The following is a 16,228-nucleotide window of genomic DNA, read 5'->3' on the forward strand; positions in this document are numbered from 1 at the left end:
CTCAATACGGCGGATAGACGCGGGGGTAGGTGATCTGGTCTTTCGGGCCGGGCGCTTGTGGCGCGCCTTTTTTGCCGCAGGCGGCGAGACCCAAGGCCAGGGCGAGGCCGAGCAGCAGCGCCCGCCGCCACGGCCGCGCCGTCATGCCAGCCGCTCCAGCCACGCTTGCGCCTCGCGCGCGACATTTTCCGGCGCAGTGCCACCGAAGCTCACCCGCGAGGCGAGCGAGGCCTCGACGCTGAGCACCGAAAACACTTCCGCAGTGATGCGCGGCTCGACCGCTTGCATCTCCGCGAGAGTCAAATCGGCGAGATCGACGCCCTTGGCCTCGGCGCGCGCGACCAGCCGCCCGGTGATGTGATGGGCCTCGCGGAACGGGAAGTGAAGGGCGCGGACCAGCCAGTCGGCGAGATCGGTTGCGGTCGCAAAGCCGGCGCCGGCGGCCTCGCGCAGGCGCGCCGTCTCGGGGCGGAGATCGCGCACCATCCCGGCCATCGCCGCGAGCGCGAGCGAGAGCGCCCGGGCGGCGTCGAACACCGGCTCCTTGTCCTCCTGCATGTCCTTGGCATAAGCGAGCGGGAGGCCCTTCATCACCGTAAGCAGCCCCACCAGCGCGCCCATGATGCGCCCGGTCTTGGCGCGCACCAGCTCGGCCGCGTCGGGATTGCGCTTTTGCGGCATGATCGAGCTGCCGGTGGTGAAGGCGTCCGAAAGCGTGACAAAACGATACGGCGCGCTGCACCAAATAATGATTTCCTCGGCGAGGCGCGAGAGATGCATCGCCGCGATCGCCGCTGCGCCGAGGAATTCGAGCGCGAAATCGCGGTCCGAGACCGCGTCCAGCGAATTCGCCATCGGCCGGTCGAAGTCGAGGGCGGCTGCGACCATGGCACGGTCGATCGGAAACGAGGTGCCGGCCAGCGCCGCCGCCCCGAGCGGGCATTCGTTGAGCCGCCACCTGGCATCGGCCAGCCGGCCGCGATCACGCGCCAGCATCTCGACATAGGCGAGCAGATGATGGCCGAAGGTTACTGGCTGCGCGGTCTGCAGATGGGTGAAGCCGGGCATCGGGTCGGCGGCGTGCTCGGCTGCGCGCGTCGCCAGCGCGCGCATCAGATCGACCATCTGCGTCTCCAGCCCGTCGATCGCATCGCGCACCCAGAGGCGGAAATCGGTCGCCACCTGGTCGTTCCTCGAACGCGCGGTGTGGAGACGCTTGCCGGCCTCGCCGATCCGCTCGCTGAGCCGCGCCTCGATATTCATGTGAATATCTTCGAGCGCGGCGGCGAAGGGGAACGTGCCGGCCTCGATCTCGGCGGCAATCGCGGCGAGCCCGGCGCGGATCGCCGCCTCGTCCTCGCCGCTGATGATCCCAACCTTGGCCAGCATCGCGGCATGGGCGAGCGAGCCCCTTATATCCTGGCGCCAGAGGGCACGGTCGAAATCGATCGAGGCGTTGATCTCCTGCATGATCGCCGCCGGCCCGGCCGCGAAGCGTCCGCCCCATTGCTGATTGGCGGCCGGCTGATCGGGAGAGGGGCGGTTGACATCCGGGCCGGGATTGGCAACCCCGGAGGTGATGGTTTCAGGCTGGTCGGTCACGAAAGGGATTCCCGCATGGCAGTTTTGACACGCCGCATGGCGCTCGCGCTCGCCGGCACGGTAGCGACAGCGGCGCTGGTCGGCAAATCGCTGGCCGAGGAAAGCCTTGCCGCCATCAGCACGATGACGCTGGTGGTGCCGCCGCTGCCGGCGCCGGCGCTCATTTTGCATGATGGCGACGGGCGGGCGCATAAGCTTGCCGAATTCATCGGCCGGGGCGTCGTGCTTAATCTCTGGGCGACGTGGTGCGCGCCCTGTGTCGCCGAGATGCCGGCGCTCGACGAGTTGGCGGCGCGGGTCAAGGCCCATGGCATCGAGGTTGTGCCACTCTCGTCCGATCGCGGTGGCGCCGCCACGGTGCGCGCTTTCTACGCCAGCCACGGTATCGACAATCTCCCGGTCTGGCTCGATCCTGGCGGCGAGGTCTTGCAGGCCCTGCATGTCGAGGGGATTCCGACGACGCTGATCATCGACCGCGCCGGGCGCATCGCGGGCCGGCTCGAAGGCGCGATCAACTGGGCGGCGCCGGATGCCGCACCCACGCTCGCGCGGCTCGTCGCCGGCTGAGGCACCTCGCACGCCGCGCGAGCGCGCGCATGATCTCTTATCTTTCCCGCCCCGGGTGCGGTACAGTCGCGCGCATGGCCAGCCACGAGGGAGATGGTCGCGGGTGGAGCGGGTTTGGCGGGCGGAGATCGGCGGCGAACTCAAGCTGGCTGCGGCCCGCATTACACTCGCGTTTTATGACCTGATCGAAGCCGAGCGCGGCCGTTTCGCGCTCTGGCTGCCGGTGTTTCTCGGCGCTGGCGACATCGCCTATTTTGCCCGCAACAGTGAGCCGCCGCTCTGGCTTGGCGCCGCCGGGATGGCGCTCGGCGCGGTGGGGTTTGGGGCTCTCCATCGCCATCCGCTCGCCCGCCTCGTGCCGGGGCTCGCATTCGTCGTCGCCCTCGGGTTCGCGGCGGCGCAATGCGCGACCTGGCGCGCCCCCCCGCTCCTCGCTTTGCCGCGCCATGCGGTGAGCGTGAGCGGGCGGGTCGATGCGATCGAGGGGTTGCCGGAGGGGAGCCGGCTTTTGCTCACCGAGGCGCGGATCGATGACGGCGCGGTTTTACCACGGCGTTTGCGTCTTCGTCTCCGCCATGACGATGCCGCCTTGTTCACCATCGGCGAGACGGTGTCACTGCGTGCGCTCCTGATGCCGCCGCCTGAGCCCGCCTATCCGGGGGCCTGGGATTTGCAGCGCGACGATTTTTTCCATGGCCTTGGCGGCTACGGCACGGCGCTCGGGCCGATCCGGCGTCTCGCACCGGCGCCAGCGCCGAAATTCGAGGCCGCGATCGAGGCGATCCGTGCCGCGATCGCCGCGCGGGTGATGGCGGTTTTGCCAGATTCCCGCGGCGCGATCGCGGCGACGCTGCTGTCTGGCTTCTCCGCCGCTATCCCCGAGACCGACCGCGCCGCCTTCCGCGATGCCGGGCTTGCCCATCTCCTCGCCATCGCCGGGCTTCATATCGGCATCGTGATGGGTCTCGTGCTCGGCTTTGCCCGGCTTTTGCTCGCCGCCCTCGAATGGCCGGCGCTTTACTGGCCGGCGCGCCAGATCGCCGCCCTCGCGGCGCTCGCCGCCGGCGGCGCCTATCTTCTACTGACCGGCGCGCATGTGCCGATCCGCCGCAGCTTCGCGATGGCGTGTTTGGTAACGCTCGGCCTTCTCGTCGGCCGGCGGGCGCTGTCGCTCAGGGGCTTGGCGCTCGCCGCCGGCGCGGTGCTGCTCGGCGCCCCGGAGGAGATCGTCGGCGTCAGCTTCCAGATGAGTTTCTCTGCCGTTCTCGCCCTCATTTCCGGCTATGAGGCGCTGTGGCCGGCGTTGTTTCGCATCACCGCGCGTTGGCGGCGCCATCTCGTGATGTTGGCGCTCACCAGCCTGCTTGCTGGCACCGCCTCGGCGCCGTTCGGGGCCGCGCATTTCGGCCGGGTGCAGCTCTATTTCGTGCTCGCCAATCTGATCGCGGTGCCGATCACCGCGTTCTGGGTGATGCCGTGCGGGTTGGTCGCGCTCGCGCTCATGCCGCTCGGGCTCGCGGCGTTGGCGCTGGTGCCGATGGGCTGGGGGATCAGCCTCATTCTCGCGATCGCGCGCACGATTGCCGCCCTGCCGGCGGCAACCATCCCGGTCGCGCATATCCCGGGCTTCGGGCTGCTCCTGATCGCGCTCGGCATGGCCTGGCTTGGCTTATGGCGGAGCCGCTTGCGGCTCTGGGGCGCGCCGATCCTGCTGCTCGGCTTGCTCTCGCCGCTCGCCGCGCCGCCGCCCGATCTCCTGGTCTCGCCCGATGCCAAGCTGATCGGTCTCAGGACCGAGGCCGGCGTTTTCGTTCTCGCGCAACCCGGCGCGTCGCGCTTCACCCGCGATGCCTGGGCGGAATATTGGGCGCGCGGGCCACTCCTTCCCGCGAGCGCGGCGCCGCCGGGGGCGGTTGCCTGCGACGATGCCGGCGCCTGTCGGCTTCGCCCGGCGCCGGGCCGGGCGGCAGCGCTTTGGCTCAGTGCGGACAAGGCCGCGCCCGCCGCCTGCGAGGGGGTGGCGCTGGTCGTCTCGCCAGTGCCACTGAGAGACGCGTGCCGCGGCGTTTTGCATATCGACCGTTTCACCGTCTGGCGCGAGGGGGCGGTCGCCGTCTGGCTCGAGGCCAGCGGCGCGCGCGTCTTGAGCGAGCGGGCATGGCGTGGCATCCGCCCCTGGGTGCCGCCGGCGCCCGCGCCGCAACACGTCGCCGATCGGCCACAGCGCTCGGCGCTGCCGCTCGCGGCCGAGGACGCCGGATCAGAGCGATAGCCCTCTCCCGGGCGGCGGCCTTTGTCTTGCCTGCGCACGATCGGCTAGAGTCCGGTTTCAAACATCCGCTCTTTGTTGTCAGTGGCCTGCTGATCCCTGACATGCCACCGCAGGTCAGGGGCAGGACACTCGGCTCGACGCGACAAAGGGCGCAGAGCGTATTGGGGTAAGGGCGCGATGGAAGTCAAAGAGGCGGTGATGCGGCGCCGTTCGGTGCGTGGCTTTCTTGCGCAGCCGGTCGATCCCGCGATCGTGCGGCGGGTGATGGCTGCGGCAAACCGCGCGCCATCCGGCGGCAATGTCCAGCCCTGGCACATCACCGCCGCCACCGGCGCACCGCTCGCCGCCCTCAAGCGGGCGATGGCGGAAAGCTACGGCGCGGTCGAGCCCGAGCCGGAATACGCGATCTATCCGCCGCATCTCCCCGAGCCTTACCGCAGCCGCCGCTTCGCCAATGGCGAGCAATTATACGCTTCCCTCGGCATCCCGCGCGCCGACAAGGCCGCGCGGCTGCGCTGGCTTGGGCAAAACTACCAGTTTTTCGGCGCCCCGGTTGCGCTTTTCATCCATACGCCGCGCTTCATGGGGCCGCCGCAATGGGCCGATCTCGGCATGTGGATGCAAAGCGTCATGCTGCTTTTGCTCGAAGAAGGGCTGCAAAGCTGCGCCCAGGAATGCTGGTCGCGCTATCCCGGGATCGTCCGCCGATTCTTCCCCATCCCCACGGAGCACGTGCTCTTTGCCGCGATCGCTATCGGCCATGAAGACAAAGCGGCGCCGGCCAATGCGCTGCGCACCGACCGCGCGCCGCTCGACGAGGTCGCGACCTTCATCGGCTTTCCCGACTAGAGCGCGATCGGTTTAAGTCGATCACGCTCTAGACCTATTTTGGCCCTCAAGCGGCGGCGCGGCTCTGGTGCAGCGCCTGCCAGACGCGTTCAGGCGTTGCCGGCATGTCGATCGCGGCGACGCCGCGTTCGGCGAGCGCGTTGAGGAGAGCGTTGATCACCGCCGGCGGGCTGCCGACCGCGCCGGCCTCGCCGGCGCCCTTGACGCCAAGCGGGTTGGTGCCGCACGGCACCTCGATCAGGTCGACCTCGATATCAGGCAGATCATCGGCGCGCGGCACCGCGTAATCCATGAAACTCCCGGCCAGCAACTGGCCGGATTGCGGATCATAGGCGGTGTTTTCAAGCAGCGCCTGGCCGATTCCCTGGGCGACGCCGCCATGCACCTGGCCGCGCACGATCATCGGGTTGATCGCGCGGCCGACATCGTCGCAGACGATATAACGCACGACATGGGTGACACCGGTCTCGGGATCGACCTCGACCTCCGCCATGTGGCAGCCATTGGGAAAGGTGTGGCTGTCGATGCGCGCAACCTCGGCGGTATCGAGCAGTTCAACCTCGCGCCCCGCCGCCCGGTTTTCGCGCAGCCGTTGCGCGAGCGCCAGGATATCGACGCCGCGATCGGTGCCGACGATCGAGAACTGGCCATCGTCGAAGACGATGTCGGCGACGCTCGCCTCGAGCATCTCGGCGGCTGCGGCTTTGCCCTTTTCGATCACCGTCGAAACCGTCGCGAGGATCGCCTGGCCTTCCGAATAGAGGCTGCGCGCGCCGCCAGTGCCGCCACCGGTTGGGATCTCGTCGGTATCGCCCTGGCGGACGCGGATTTTCTCGGGGTCGATGCCGAGGCGGTTGGCGGTGAGCATGACGTAAGCGGTTTCATGCCCCTGGCCGGTTGATTGGGTGCCGACATAGAGATCGACGCCACCATCCTCGGCGAAGCGAATCTCGGCGCGTTCGCTCGGCGCGCCGCCGGTCGCTTCGAGATAATAGGCAAGGCCGATGCCGCGCAGCCGGCCGCGGCGGCGCGCCTCGGCGCGGCGGGCGGGGAAGCCGGCGTAATCGATCTTGCCGAGTGCTGCCTCCATCACCCGGGCGAAATCGCCGCTGTCATAGGTCTGGCCCATCGCTGAGGTGTAGGGCATGGCCGCGGGCTGGACGATATTTCGCTTGCGCAGCTCGATGGCATCGAGCTTGAGTTCGCGCGCCGCGGCGTCGATCAAGCGCTCGACGAGATAATTGCTCTCCGGCCTTCCCGCGCCGCGATAGGCATCGACCGGCACGGTATTGGTGAAAACGCCGATCACATTGGCGTAAATCGCCTGGAAGCCATAGACGCTGGCCAGCACCTTGGTGCCGGCGCCGGTCGGGATGAAGGGCGCGAAGGTCGAGAGATAGGCCCCCATATCGGCGTAGTTCTTGGTCCGCAACGCGAGGAATTTGTGATCGGCGTCGAGAGCGATTTCGCCGAGGGTGACATTGGCGCGGCCTTGCGTGTCGGAGAGAAAGGCCTCGCTGCGTTCGGAGCGCCATTTCACCGGCCGGCCGAGCTTGCGCGCGGCATAGCAGGTGAGGGCATGCTCGGCGTAGAGAAAGAGCTTCATGCCGAAACCGCCGCCGACATCGGGGGTGATGATGCGGAATTTGTCGGCGCCGACCTTGAAGATGGCGTCCGCGAGCAACTGCTTGATCACCCAGCCGCCCTGGGTGTTGGTGGTCAGCGTCCAGCGTCCGGTGGCGGCATCGAATTCGGCGAGTGCGGCGCGTGCCTCCATGCTGTTGACAACGACACGGTTGTTGACGACCGTGAGGCGGGTGACGTGCGCTGCCTTGGCGAACAGCGCCTCGGTCTTGGCGCGATCGCCGGTTTCCCAGTCAAAGCAGACATTGCCCGCCGCCCCCGCCCAGACCTGTGGCTGTCCCGCCTCGGTCGCGTGCGCGAGATCGGTCACCGCGGGCTGGATGTCATACTCGATCTCGACCGCCTCGGCGCCGTCGCGCGCCGCTTGGACGGTTTCGGCGACGATGAAGGCAACCGGGTCGCCGACATGGCGCACGGTGCCGTCGGCAAGCACGGGATGCGGCGGATCGAAACGCGGGCTGCCATCACGGTTGGTGAGCGGGATCGCGCAAGGCAGCGTCCCGAGCCCGTCCTCGGCGAGATCGGCATGGGTATAGACCGCGACCACGCCGGGGCGCGTGCGCGCTTGCGCGACATCGATCCGGGTGATGGCGGCATGGGCGTGCGGGCTCCGCAATACCACCCCGATCAGCGTGCCGGGCGGGGTGATATCGTCGGTATAGCGACCTTCACCTTTGAGAAGGCGCGGGTCTTCCACCCGCCGCACCGGTTGGGCCAAGCCGAATTTGGTCATTGCTCTCGCTCTCCACGTCCCATGGGCATCTTCAAGACAGATTGGCGCGCCCGGCGCCCGAGGCCAAGCCCCCCGCCGCGCCGCCCGCTATTCTCCCACCGTTTCGGCGTGGGTGTGCGCACGCTTGCGTGAAAACCGCGCTTTCACCCGCTCGCGGAGGGTCTGGAAGGTAACATAGAGCATCGGGATCAGAAAAATGCCGATAGCGCTCGCCGCGATCATGCCGCCGAACACCGCCGTGCCGATGCCACGCCGGCTCAACATCGCCGCGCCCTCCGCCCACACCAGCGGCACGAGGCCGAGGATGAAGGCAACCGAGGTCATCATCACGGCACGAAACCGCATCTTGGCCCCGAGTGCTGCCGCCTCGTGGATGGGAAGCCCCTCCTCGCGCCGTTCCTTGGCGAACTCGACGATCAGGATGCCGTTTTTCGCCGCCAGCGCGATCAGCACGACAAGGCCGATCTGAGCATAGAGATCAAGCGACAGGCCCGAGACCAGAAGGGCGATGAACGAGCCGACCACGCCGACCGTCACCGACAAGAGGACCGGGATCGGGATCACCCAGCTCTCATAAAGCCCGACCAGGAAGAGATAGGCGAACAACACCGCGAGCGCGAGAATGAAGCCAGTGCGCCCGGAGGCGAGCTGCTCCTGATAGGCGGTGCCGGTCCACTCGAACGCGTAGCCCGGCGGCAAAGTATTGGCGGAGACCGCTGCCATCGCCGCCAACGCATCGCCCGAGGAAACGCCGGGCGCCGGACTGCCGAGGATCGAGATCGCGCGGTAATTATTGTAGCGGATGATGACCTGCGGCCCCTGGATGATGTGCAAGTCAGCGATCGAGCGGAGCGGCACCATCGCCCCGACATTGTTGCGCACATAGATTTGCCAGATATCGGAGAGATCGCGCCGGTTCGCCGCCTCGCCCTCGATATTGACCTGCCAGGTGCGGCCGTAGAGGCTGAAATTATTGATATAGATGCCGCCGAGCGTCGCCTGCAGCGCGGTGAAGACGTCGCTAATGTTGAGGCCGAGCGCCTGCGCCTTTTCGCGGTCGATATCGAGATAGATCGAGGGGTTGGTCGCGGTGAAGGTGGAAAAGACGCGGGCGAGATGCGGGTCGCGGTTGGCGGCCGCGAGCAATCCGTTCATGACGCTGCCCATGGTCACCGGATCCTGCCCCTCCAGCCCCTCGAGTTCGTATTCAAAGCCGCCGGAGGTGGAGAGCCCGATGATCGGCGGCAAGTTGAAGGGGAAGACGATCGCCGAACGGATGCCCTGGGCGGCGCCAAAGGTCTTCCTGATCAGCATTTGCGCCGAACTCGCCACCCCTTTGCGGTCGGCAAAGGGCTTGAGGCGGGCGACCATGAACGCGGCATTGGGTTCGGAGACGTAATCGAGCAGCGAGAAACCAATGATCGAGAGCGTGTGTTCGATCTCGGGCATTTTCGCGAGAATGCCCTCGACCTCGCGCGTCGTCTCCGAGGTGCGCGCGACCGAGGCGCCATCGGGCAACTGCACGGCGATGAAGAACGCGCCCTGATCTTCCTCGGGCAAAAACCCGGTCGGCGTGTGGCGCGACAATTCCCAGATGCCAACACCGAAGAGTGCGATCAGCAGCACGGCGAGGACGGAGACGCGCAGCAGCCGGCGCACGATCGCGGCATAGCCGTCGCGCAAGAAATCGATGCCGCGCAGCATCTGGCCGATCGGCCCGCGTTTTTTGCCGGTGTGGCGAAGAAAGACGGCACAGAGCGCGGGCGAGAGGGTCAGCGCGTTGATCGCCGAAATCAGCATCGCGGCACTGATGGTAACGGCGAACTGGCGAAACAGCGTCCCCGAAAGCCCGGGGATGAACGCGATCGGCACGAACACCGAAAGCAGGACCAGGGTGATCGCGATGATCGGCGCGGTGATTTGACGCATCGCCTTCTTGGTCGCGGCGGCGGGGGAAATCTCTGGCTCCTCCTCCATCACCCGCTCGACATTCTCGACGACGACGATCGCGTCATCGACGACGATACCGATCGCGAGCACCATCGCGAGCAACGAGACGGTATTGGCGGAATAGCCGAGTGCAAGAAGAGCGGCAAAAGTGCCAACCAGGCTCACCGGCACCGCGACCGTCGGGATGATGGTCGCACGCGCATTGCCGAGGAAAAGATAGACGACGAGCACGACCAGCAGAAACGCTTCGGTGAGGGTGCGGATCACCTCGTGGATCGTGTCCGAGACGAATGTGGTGCTGTCATACATCACCCGCGCCTTCAGCCCCTCGGGAAAGCGCTTGCTGAGATCCGCGAGAGTTTGGTTCACCGCCGCGGCGGTGGCAACGGCATTGGCGCCGGGCGAGAGATAGATGCCGATCGGAACGCCGGGGCGACCATCGATGCGGCTTTCGCTGTCCTCGTTCTGCGCCCCCATCTCGACCCGCGCGACATCGCGCACGCGCAACACCGAGCCATCGGGAAAGGCGCGCAGCACGATCTCGCCGAATTGCTTCGCGGTCTTGAGCTGGCCCTGGGTCTGGACGTTGAGCTGGAATTGCTGATCGGGGCCGATCGGCCGCGCGCCGACGCGCCCAACCGGCGCCTGGATGTTCTGCGCTTGGATGGCGGCAATGACATCGGAGGGCGAAAGATTGAGGCTGACGAGGCGTTGGACGTCGAACCAAATCCGCATCGAGTAGTTCATCTTCGCGAACAGCGACGCCTGCCCGACGCCGGGCGTGCGGGAGATTTTATCGAGAACGTTGATAATCACATAATTGGTGATGAACAGCGGATCTTGCTTGCCGTTCTCGCTATAGAGAATGATGAATTGCAGGACGGCGGCGGATTTCTTTTGCACCACCAAGCCTTCCTGTTGGACCTCGGCCGGGAGTTGCGACATCGCCGTCTGCACCCGGTTATTGACGTTGACGACGTCGATATCGGGGTTGGTGTCGAGCGAGAAGCTGGTGTTCAGCGTGTAGCTGCCATCATTGCCGCTGTTCGATTTCATGTAGAGCATGCGATCGACGCCGACCACCTGGCTTTCGATCGGCTGGGCGATGTTGGTTTCGACGACATCGGCCGAGGCGCCGGGATAGCTTGCCGTCACCGTCACCTGCGGCGGGACGATATCGGGGAATTGCGCGACCGGAATGCGCAGCATGGCGAGGATGCCGGCGAGCGTGGTGACGATCGCGATCACCATCGCAAGCCGCGGGCGATCGACGAAAATCGCAGAGATCATCGGCTCAATCCCGCTTCGTGTCGGAACTGCTCGCGGCCGTCTTGGCGCTCGGCGGCGGCGAAGCGGGGCCGGGCGCAACGACGAGGCCGGGGCGGACGCGTTGCACACCGTCGACCACCACCATCGCGCCGGCATCGAGCCCCTTCAACACCACCGCTTCGGTCGGCGTCGACTGGCCGAGTTGCAAGCGCCGCTGCTCGATTTTGTTGCCGGCGCCGACGACATAGACATAATCCCCGGACTGGTCGGAAAGAATCGCGGCACGCGGGACGGTTAGCGCGGTGATCGGCTCGACCCCTTCGAGGAGAACTCTGACGAATTCGCCATCGGTCAATTCGCGCGCCGCGACGTTGGTTTTCGCGCCGCTGGCATCGATACCCGGCAGGCGTGGATTGGCGATCACGCCGCGGAGCGTGATCGTGTCTGTATTGGCGGAGATCGTATTGTCGACGAAATCGACCTTGCCGACCTGGTCATAGATCCGGCCATCGGGGAGGCGGACGCGAATGACGACGGCATTCAAGCCGCCTTTGTCATGATAGCGCTGGCGAAGATCGAGGGCGGCGCGCACCGAGATCGGAAACACCACATACATCGGATCCTGGCTCACGATCGTCGCCAACGTCCCCGATGAGGGGCTCACGACATTGCCGATGGTGACCGCGGTGCGGCCGATCTTGCCATCGATCGGCGCGCGGATTTCGGTGTAATCGAGATTGATCCGTGAAATCCGCAGATTGGCCTCCGCTTGCATCAATTGCGCCTGATAGGAGAGCTGATTGGCACGCGCATCATCCACCGTCGATTGCTGGCCGGCCGGCGTATGGAGGAGGGTTTCGGCGCGGTGGAGGGTGATCGCGGCGTTTTGCAACTGCGCTTGCATCTGCGCGATGGTCGCCGCCTTGGCTTGCACATCGGCTTCAAACGGCGGCTGTTCCAGGCGATAGAGAAGATCGCCTTTCTTGACTTCCGCCCCTTCGATGAAGGTCATCTGCTCGAGATAGGCGGTGACGCGGGCGACGAGATTGACGCGGTCGGTCGCCTGGATGCGGCCAACGAACTCGGAGGTTTCGGTCACCGCGTGCGGCTCGGCGCGCACGACGCCGACCGCCGGCGGCCCGCCAGGGCCGAATTGCGCCCAAGCCGGTGCCCCGGTGAGAAGAAGAATAGCGGCAAGCCACGGCGCGACGATGCGAAATGACATCAGATAATCCCTAGTTTCTCAGAGAAACGTCGAAAAACAGCCGTCCCCCGAAAAGGAGACGCAGCGCATGCCAAAAAGGCAAAAGTTTTTTGGTTCTTTTTTTCAAAAAAGAACCCACCTGCTTAAATCAGCCTAACCAACCCAGAAGACCCGGTCAAAGGCGGTCAAAGGCTCGGCTGATGCGCTTTTTCGGCGGTTTGTTGCTCGGGCGGCAGCGGATAGCTCTGCTCCCAGCCGCCGCCGAGCGCCTTATAAAGCAGAACGAGATTGGTCGAGACCAGGGTCGTGCTCTGGGCGAGCTGGAGTTCGGCGCCGAGCAGCACGCTTTGCGCGGTCAAGACGTCGAGGAAGGTTGCCACCCCCTGCACGTAGCGCTGACGCGCGAGATCGAGGGCGCGCCGCGCGGCGGTGACGGTCTTGGTCAGCTCTTCCTCGCGCTTTTGCTCGGTATTGTAGGCGGTGAGCGCGTTATCGACGTCGTGGAGCGCCTGCAAGACGGTTTTCTGATAGGTCAGCGCCGCCTCTTTCTGCTGCTGCTTGCGCAGCGCCAAGGTGGAGACGAGCTGTCCGCCGCGGAAAATCGGCAGGCTCACGGTCGGCCCGACGCCATATTGCTCCGAGCGCAAGCTGCCGAGCTGGGAGGCATTGAGGGCCGCGATGCCGAAGCTGCCGGTGAGCGAGACATTGGGGAAGAAATCGGCGACCGCGACGCCGATCTGCGCGGTCGCGGCGTGGAGGCTCGCTTCGGCGGCGCGAATATCGGGGCGGCGGCGCGCGAGTTCGGAGGGGAGACCCATCGGCACGCTCGGCGGCACCGGCGGGATCGGTTTGGCCTCGGCCAGTTCTGCCTTGAGCGCGCCGGGCTCACGCCCGAGCAATTCGCTGATGGCGTTGATCAGCTCCGCTTCCTGCTGGCGGAGTGGCGGCAATTGCGCGGCGATGTTGTCGGCCTGGGCTTCGGCATTGGCGACGTCGAGATCGGTGGTGAGGCCGCCGCTGGCGCGCTGGCGGGTCAGGTCGAGGCTCTGATTGGCGCTCGCGAGGTTTTCCTCGGTGATCGCAAGCGTGCGCTGGGTGCCGCGAAGATTGATGTAATCGCGCGCGAGTTCCGCCTCGATCGAGACCAGGGCGTCGCGCCGCTGATCCTCGGTCGCCTGCACCATGGCTTTGGCCGCTTCCACCTGACGGCGGACCTGGCCCCAGAAATCGATCTCCCAGGCGGCATCGAAGCCATACTGATAAAGGTTGAAGGGTGGAATCGTGCTGCCTTGCACGGGAATAGCGCCAAGCGTGCCGGCGGTGCCACCTGCCGAGCTGCCGAGCGAGCCGAAGCTGGTGCCGGTGGTTCCCGGCGCGATACCGCCGAAGCCGCCGCCGCTACTGGTCGCGCCGGCCGGCGGGAACAGCCCGATGACGCCGTTCGGGCTCAGATATTGGTGCGAATAGGAGCCGTCGGCATTGAGGATCGGATATTGATTGGCCTGGGTGATGCCGAGCTGGCTCCGCGATTCCCCAAGGCGCATATCAGCGATCCGCATATCGAGATTTTCTGACGCAACCCGTTGTTCTAACCGCGACAGCTCAGGGTCCTGGAACTGATCCCACCATTTCGGGTCGATCGGCTTGTTGTCGACCAGGCTCACCGTCGCAACCGGCGCCGTCGGTTTCGTGCTCGACCAGGAGGAGGGCTGCCACCAGGGTTTTTCCGGGGTGAAATCGGGCCCGACGGTGCAGGCGCCGAGCATGGGAATGGTCAGAACCACGACGCGGCCCCACCGTCGCCGCGCCAGATCGCGTCCCGAGCCCCGCATGGTCCAATCCTCCAACCCCGATCCGAAGAACCGAAATCTTCTGCGCGCCGCGGCGCGCCCTCGTCTGACCGATCGGTTCAGTCACTTTTGACAAATGCACCGATCTCGCCGCATCGTCAATCCGCAAACTCACGCCAATGTCAAGAAGGAAAGTCTCGATGCTGGCTGCCAATGCTCTGTCGCCGGAAAAACGGGCACGCATCCTCGCGGGCGCGGCCGACGTCTTCGCGCGTGACGGCTATGAAGGCGCCAGCATGTCGCGCATCGCGGCGGCCGCCAATGTCTCCAAAGGCACGCTTTACAACCATTTCGAGAGCAAGGCGCAGCTTTTCGCCGCCTATGTCGAGGCGGCCTGCGCGCGCAATCTCTGCCAGGTGTTCGCCGGCTCTGACGAGAATACCGATGTCGTTGCGACACTCGAGCGGATTGGCCGGCGGATGATCGAGATGATGCTATCTGATCTCGGCCTCACCATTTATCGCGTGGTGGTGGCGGAAGCGAGGAAATTCCCCGAACTCGCGAGCGCTTTCTATAACGCGGGGCCGGCGCGGGCGATCGCCGAGATGGCGCGCTGGCTCCGGGCGCGCACCGCGGCGGGGGCGCTTGCCGTTGCCGATCCGGAATTCGCCGCCGAGCAGTTCTTTTGCCTCTGTCAGACCCGCCTTTGGCTGCGCTACAAGCTCAATTTGCAGGATGCGCCGGCCGAAACCGGGATCGACGACGTGGTCAAGGCCGCCGTCGCGATGTTTCTCAACACCTATGGAGTGAACTCATGACAGGAGCGGCAACCGACGCGGCGCTCACGAAAGCGGCGGCCTTGATGCCAGAGGCAATCGCCGCCTGGTCCGATTTTCTGCGCATCCCCTCGATCAGCGCCCAGCCCGATCACGCCGGTGATTGCAGGCTGGCCGCGGAATGGGCGCGCGCGCGGCTCGCCGGGCTCGGCTTCGCCGCCCGCCTGCATGAGACCGCAGGCCATCCGGTGGTGCTCGCAACCCATCCCGGCCCCAGCGCCGACGCCCCGCATCTCCTCTATTACGGCCATTACGACGTGCAGCCGCCCGAGCCGCTCGAACTCTGGCCGAGCCCGCCCTTCACCCCCACCCTCGTCGATGGCCCGCGCGGCAAGCGGATGGTCGCGCGCGGCGCGGTCGACGATAAGGGCCAGGTCGCCGCCTGGCTCGGCGCTTTCGCCGCCTGGCATGAAGCGACCGGCACGATGCCGGTCCGGCTCACCGTTTTGCTCGAAGGCGAGGAGGAGATCGGCAGCCCCCATCTCGAACCCTTCCTCGCGGCCGAGCGGGCGCGGCTTGCGGCCGATGCGGCGGTGATTTCGGACACCAATCTCTGGGATTTCACGACGCCGGCGATCACCACTGGCCTGCGTGGTCTCCTCTATGTCGAAATCCGCGCCCGCGCCGCCTCCCGCGATCTCCACTCTGGTCTTTTCGGCGGGCTCGCCTGCAATCCGATCAACGAACTGGTGCAGGCGCTCGGGGCGCTCCGCGATGCCCGGGGGGTGGTGCAGATCCCTGGGTTCTATGGCGGTGTCGCACCGCTTTCAGCCGAGCAGGAAGCCGCCTGGGCAGCGCTCGGCTTCGATGTGGCGGCGTTTCTTGGCGATGTCGGGCTCGCAACGCCAGCGGGCGAAGCCGGGCGTGGCGCGCTCGAGCGGCTTTGGGCGCGCCCGACCGCCGATCTCAACGGCATCTGGGGCGGCTATGCCGGCCCGGGCGCAAAAACCGTGATCCCGGCCGAGGCCGGCGCGAAAATTTCCTTCCGCCTCGTCCCCGGCCAGGATCCGGAAGCGATCTTTGCCGGGCTCAAGCAGTTTCTTGCCGCGCGCGTGCATCCCGATCTCAAACTCGACTACGCCCTCTATGGCGCGGCGCCGGGCATCGCGGTCGCAACCGATCTTCCGGTCGTTGCCGCCGCCCGCGCCGCTTTGGCCGAGGAATATGCCAAACCGCCGGTCCTGATCGGCTGCGGCGCCTCGATCCCGGTGGTCGAAAGCCTAAAACGCGTGCTCGGGCTCGAGACCCTGCTGATGGGATTTGGCCTCGACGACGACCAAATCCACAGCCCCGGCGAGAAATTCGAACTCGCCTGTTTCGAGCATGGCCTGCGCGCGCATATCCGCTTGCTCGGCCATCTCGCGGCGCGGCCGGGGTGAACAGCGCCGGGGCGCTACCAATGCCAACGGATGTTGCGCTAGAAACGCGTGTCAGAGGGTCCGTCCACACGGCTTAGTCGCGCCTCGCTGGCAACGACCTCTCGGGGCGATGCATGTGGTTCGACCTGTCGCG

At 66.2% G+C, this 16,228-nt stretch carries 11 protein-coding genes; 5 read left to right on the forward strand and 6 right to left on the reverse strand.

All coding sequences use genetic code 11. The features are described from left to right. Position 1: 1 nt before the first annotated feature. Positions 2–145, reverse strand: a complete 144-nt coding sequence (locus ACP5M5_RS12650) for a hypothetical protein (RefSeq protein ID WP_205216103.1) — start codon at positions 143–145, stop codon at positions 2–4. Next, entirely contained in the window at positions 142–1,581 is a 1,440-nt protein-coding gene (gene argH / locus ACP5M5_RS12655) for an argininosuccinate lyase (protein ID WP_427937919.1), read from the reverse strand. The genes ACP5M5_RS12650 and argH overlap by 4 nt, the downstream gene beginning before the upstream one ends. Positions 1,582–1,617: 36 nt before the next feature. Between argH and ACP5M5_RS12660 the strand changes: the two genes are divergently transcribed. The 3 genes from ACP5M5_RS12660 to ACP5M5_RS12670 all read left to right on the forward strand — a co-directional run bounded on the left by ACP5M5_RS12660 (position 1,618) and on the right by ACP5M5_RS12670 (position 5,290). Further along, entirely contained in the window at positions 1,618–2,169 is a 552-nt protein-coding gene (locus ACP5M5_RS12660; RefSeq protein WP_427937905.1) for a TlpA family protein disulfide reductase, read from the forward strand. Between the two features lie 103 nt (positions 2,170–2,272). After that, entirely contained in the window at positions 2,273–4,441 is a 2,169-nt protein-coding gene (locus ACP5M5_RS12665) for a ComEC/Rec2 family competence protein (RefSeq protein ID WP_427937907.1), read from the forward strand. Between the two features lie 177 nt (positions 4,442–4,618). After that, positions 4,619–5,290 carry a nitroreductase family protein gene (locus tag ACP5M5_RS12670; RefSeq protein WP_427937909.1) on the forward strand — a complete coding sequence of 224 codons (672 nt, stop codon included), beginning with the start codon at positions 4,619–4,621 and terminating at the stop codon, positions 5,288–5,290. 46 nt (positions 5,291–5,336) lie between these two features. Here ACP5M5_RS12670 and ACP5M5_RS12675 read toward each other — a convergent pair whose 3' ends face one another. The 4 genes from ACP5M5_RS12675 to ACP5M5_RS12690 form a co-directional block, all read right to left on the reverse strand. Continuing rightward, positions 5,337–7,667 carry a xanthine dehydrogenase family protein molybdopterin-binding subunit gene (locus ACP5M5_RS12675; protein WP_427937911.1) on the reverse strand — a complete coding sequence of 777 codons (2,331 nt, stop codon included), beginning with the start codon at positions 7,665–7,667 and terminating at the stop codon, positions 5,337–5,339. Between the two features lie 87 nt (positions 7,668–7,754). Beyond that, complete coding sequence (locus ACP5M5_RS12680; protein WP_427937912.1) at positions 7,755–10,907, reverse strand: efflux RND transporter permease subunit; 3,153 nt, start codon at positions 10,905–10,907, stop codon at positions 7,755–7,757. 4 nt (positions 10,908–10,911) lie between these two features. After that, positions 10,912–12,111, reverse strand: coding sequence for an efflux RND transporter periplasmic adaptor subunit (locus tag ACP5M5_RS12685; protein ID WP_427937914.1), 1,200 nt, complete (start codon positions 12,109–12,111; stop codon positions 10,912–10,914). Positions 12,112–12,275: 164 nt separating this feature from the next. Beyond that, positions 12,276–13,922, reverse strand: a complete 1,647-nt coding sequence (locus tag ACP5M5_RS12690) for an efflux transporter outer membrane subunit (RefSeq protein WP_427937915.1) — start codon at positions 13,920–13,922, stop codon at positions 12,276–12,278. A gap of 158 nt (positions 13,923–14,080) precedes the next feature. Between ACP5M5_RS12690 and ACP5M5_RS12695 the strand changes: the two genes are divergently transcribed. Continuing rightward, positions 14,081–14,698: a TetR/AcrR family transcriptional regulator C-terminal domain-containing protein gene (locus tag ACP5M5_RS12695; RefSeq protein ID WP_427937916.1), complete on the forward strand. Its 618-nt coding sequence runs from the start codon at positions 14,081–14,083 to the stop codon at positions 14,696–14,698. Next, positions 14,695–16,095: a M20/M25/M40 family metallo-hydrolase gene (locus tag ACP5M5_RS12700; protein WP_427937918.1), complete on the forward strand. Its 1,401-nt coding sequence runs from the start codon at positions 14,695–14,697 to the stop codon at positions 16,093–16,095. Before ACP5M5_RS12695 ends, ACP5M5_RS12700 begins: the two co-directional genes overlap by 4 nt. The last annotated feature ends 133 nt before the right edge of the window (positions 16,096–16,228 follow it).

Source organism: Acidibrevibacterium sp. (assembly GCF_049965395.1).
Lineage (GTDB): Bacteria > Pseudomonadota > Alphaproteobacteria > Acetobacterales > Acetobacteraceae > Acidibrevibacterium > Acidibrevibacterium fodinaquatile.

Bases quoted from the DNA above. Each gene is read 5' to 3' on its own strand.
- ACP5M5_RS12650 (WP_205216103.1), bottom strand. From the start codon at position 145: ATGACGGCGCGGCCGTGGCGGCGGGCGCTGCTGCTCGGCCTCGCCCTG.
- ACP5M5_RS12660 (WP_427937905.1), top strand. From the start codon at position 1,618: ATGGCAGTTTTGACACGCCGCATGGCGCTCGCGCTCGCCGGCACGGTA.
- ACP5M5_RS12670 (WP_427937909.1), top strand. From the start codon at position 4,619: ATGGAAGTCAAAGAGGCGGTGATGCGGCGCCGTTCGGTGCGTGGCTTT.
- ACP5M5_RS12675 (WP_427937911.1), bottom strand. From the start codon at position 7,667: ATGACCAAATTCGGCTTGGCCCAACCGGTGCGGCGGGTGGAAGACCCG.
- ACP5M5_RS12680 (WP_427937912.1), bottom strand. From the start codon at position 10,907: ATGATCTCTGCGATTTTCGTCGATCGCCCGCGGCTTGCGATGGTGATC.
- ACP5M5_RS12685 (WP_427937914.1), bottom strand. From the start codon at position 12,111: ATGTCATTTCGCATCGTCGCGCCGTGGCTTGCCGCTATTCTTCTTCTC.
- ACP5M5_RS12690 (WP_427937915.1), bottom strand. From the start codon at position 13,922: ATGCGGGGCTCGGGACGCGATCTGGCGCGGCGACGGTGGGGCCGCGTC.
- ACP5M5_RS12695 (WP_427937916.1), top strand. From the start codon at position 14,081: ATGCTGGCTGCCAATGCTCTGTCGCCGGAAAAACGGGCACGCATCCTC.
- ACP5M5_RS12700 (WP_427937918.1), top strand. From the start codon at position 14,695: ATGACAGGAGCGGCAACCGACGCGGCGCTCACGAAAGCGGCGGCCTTG.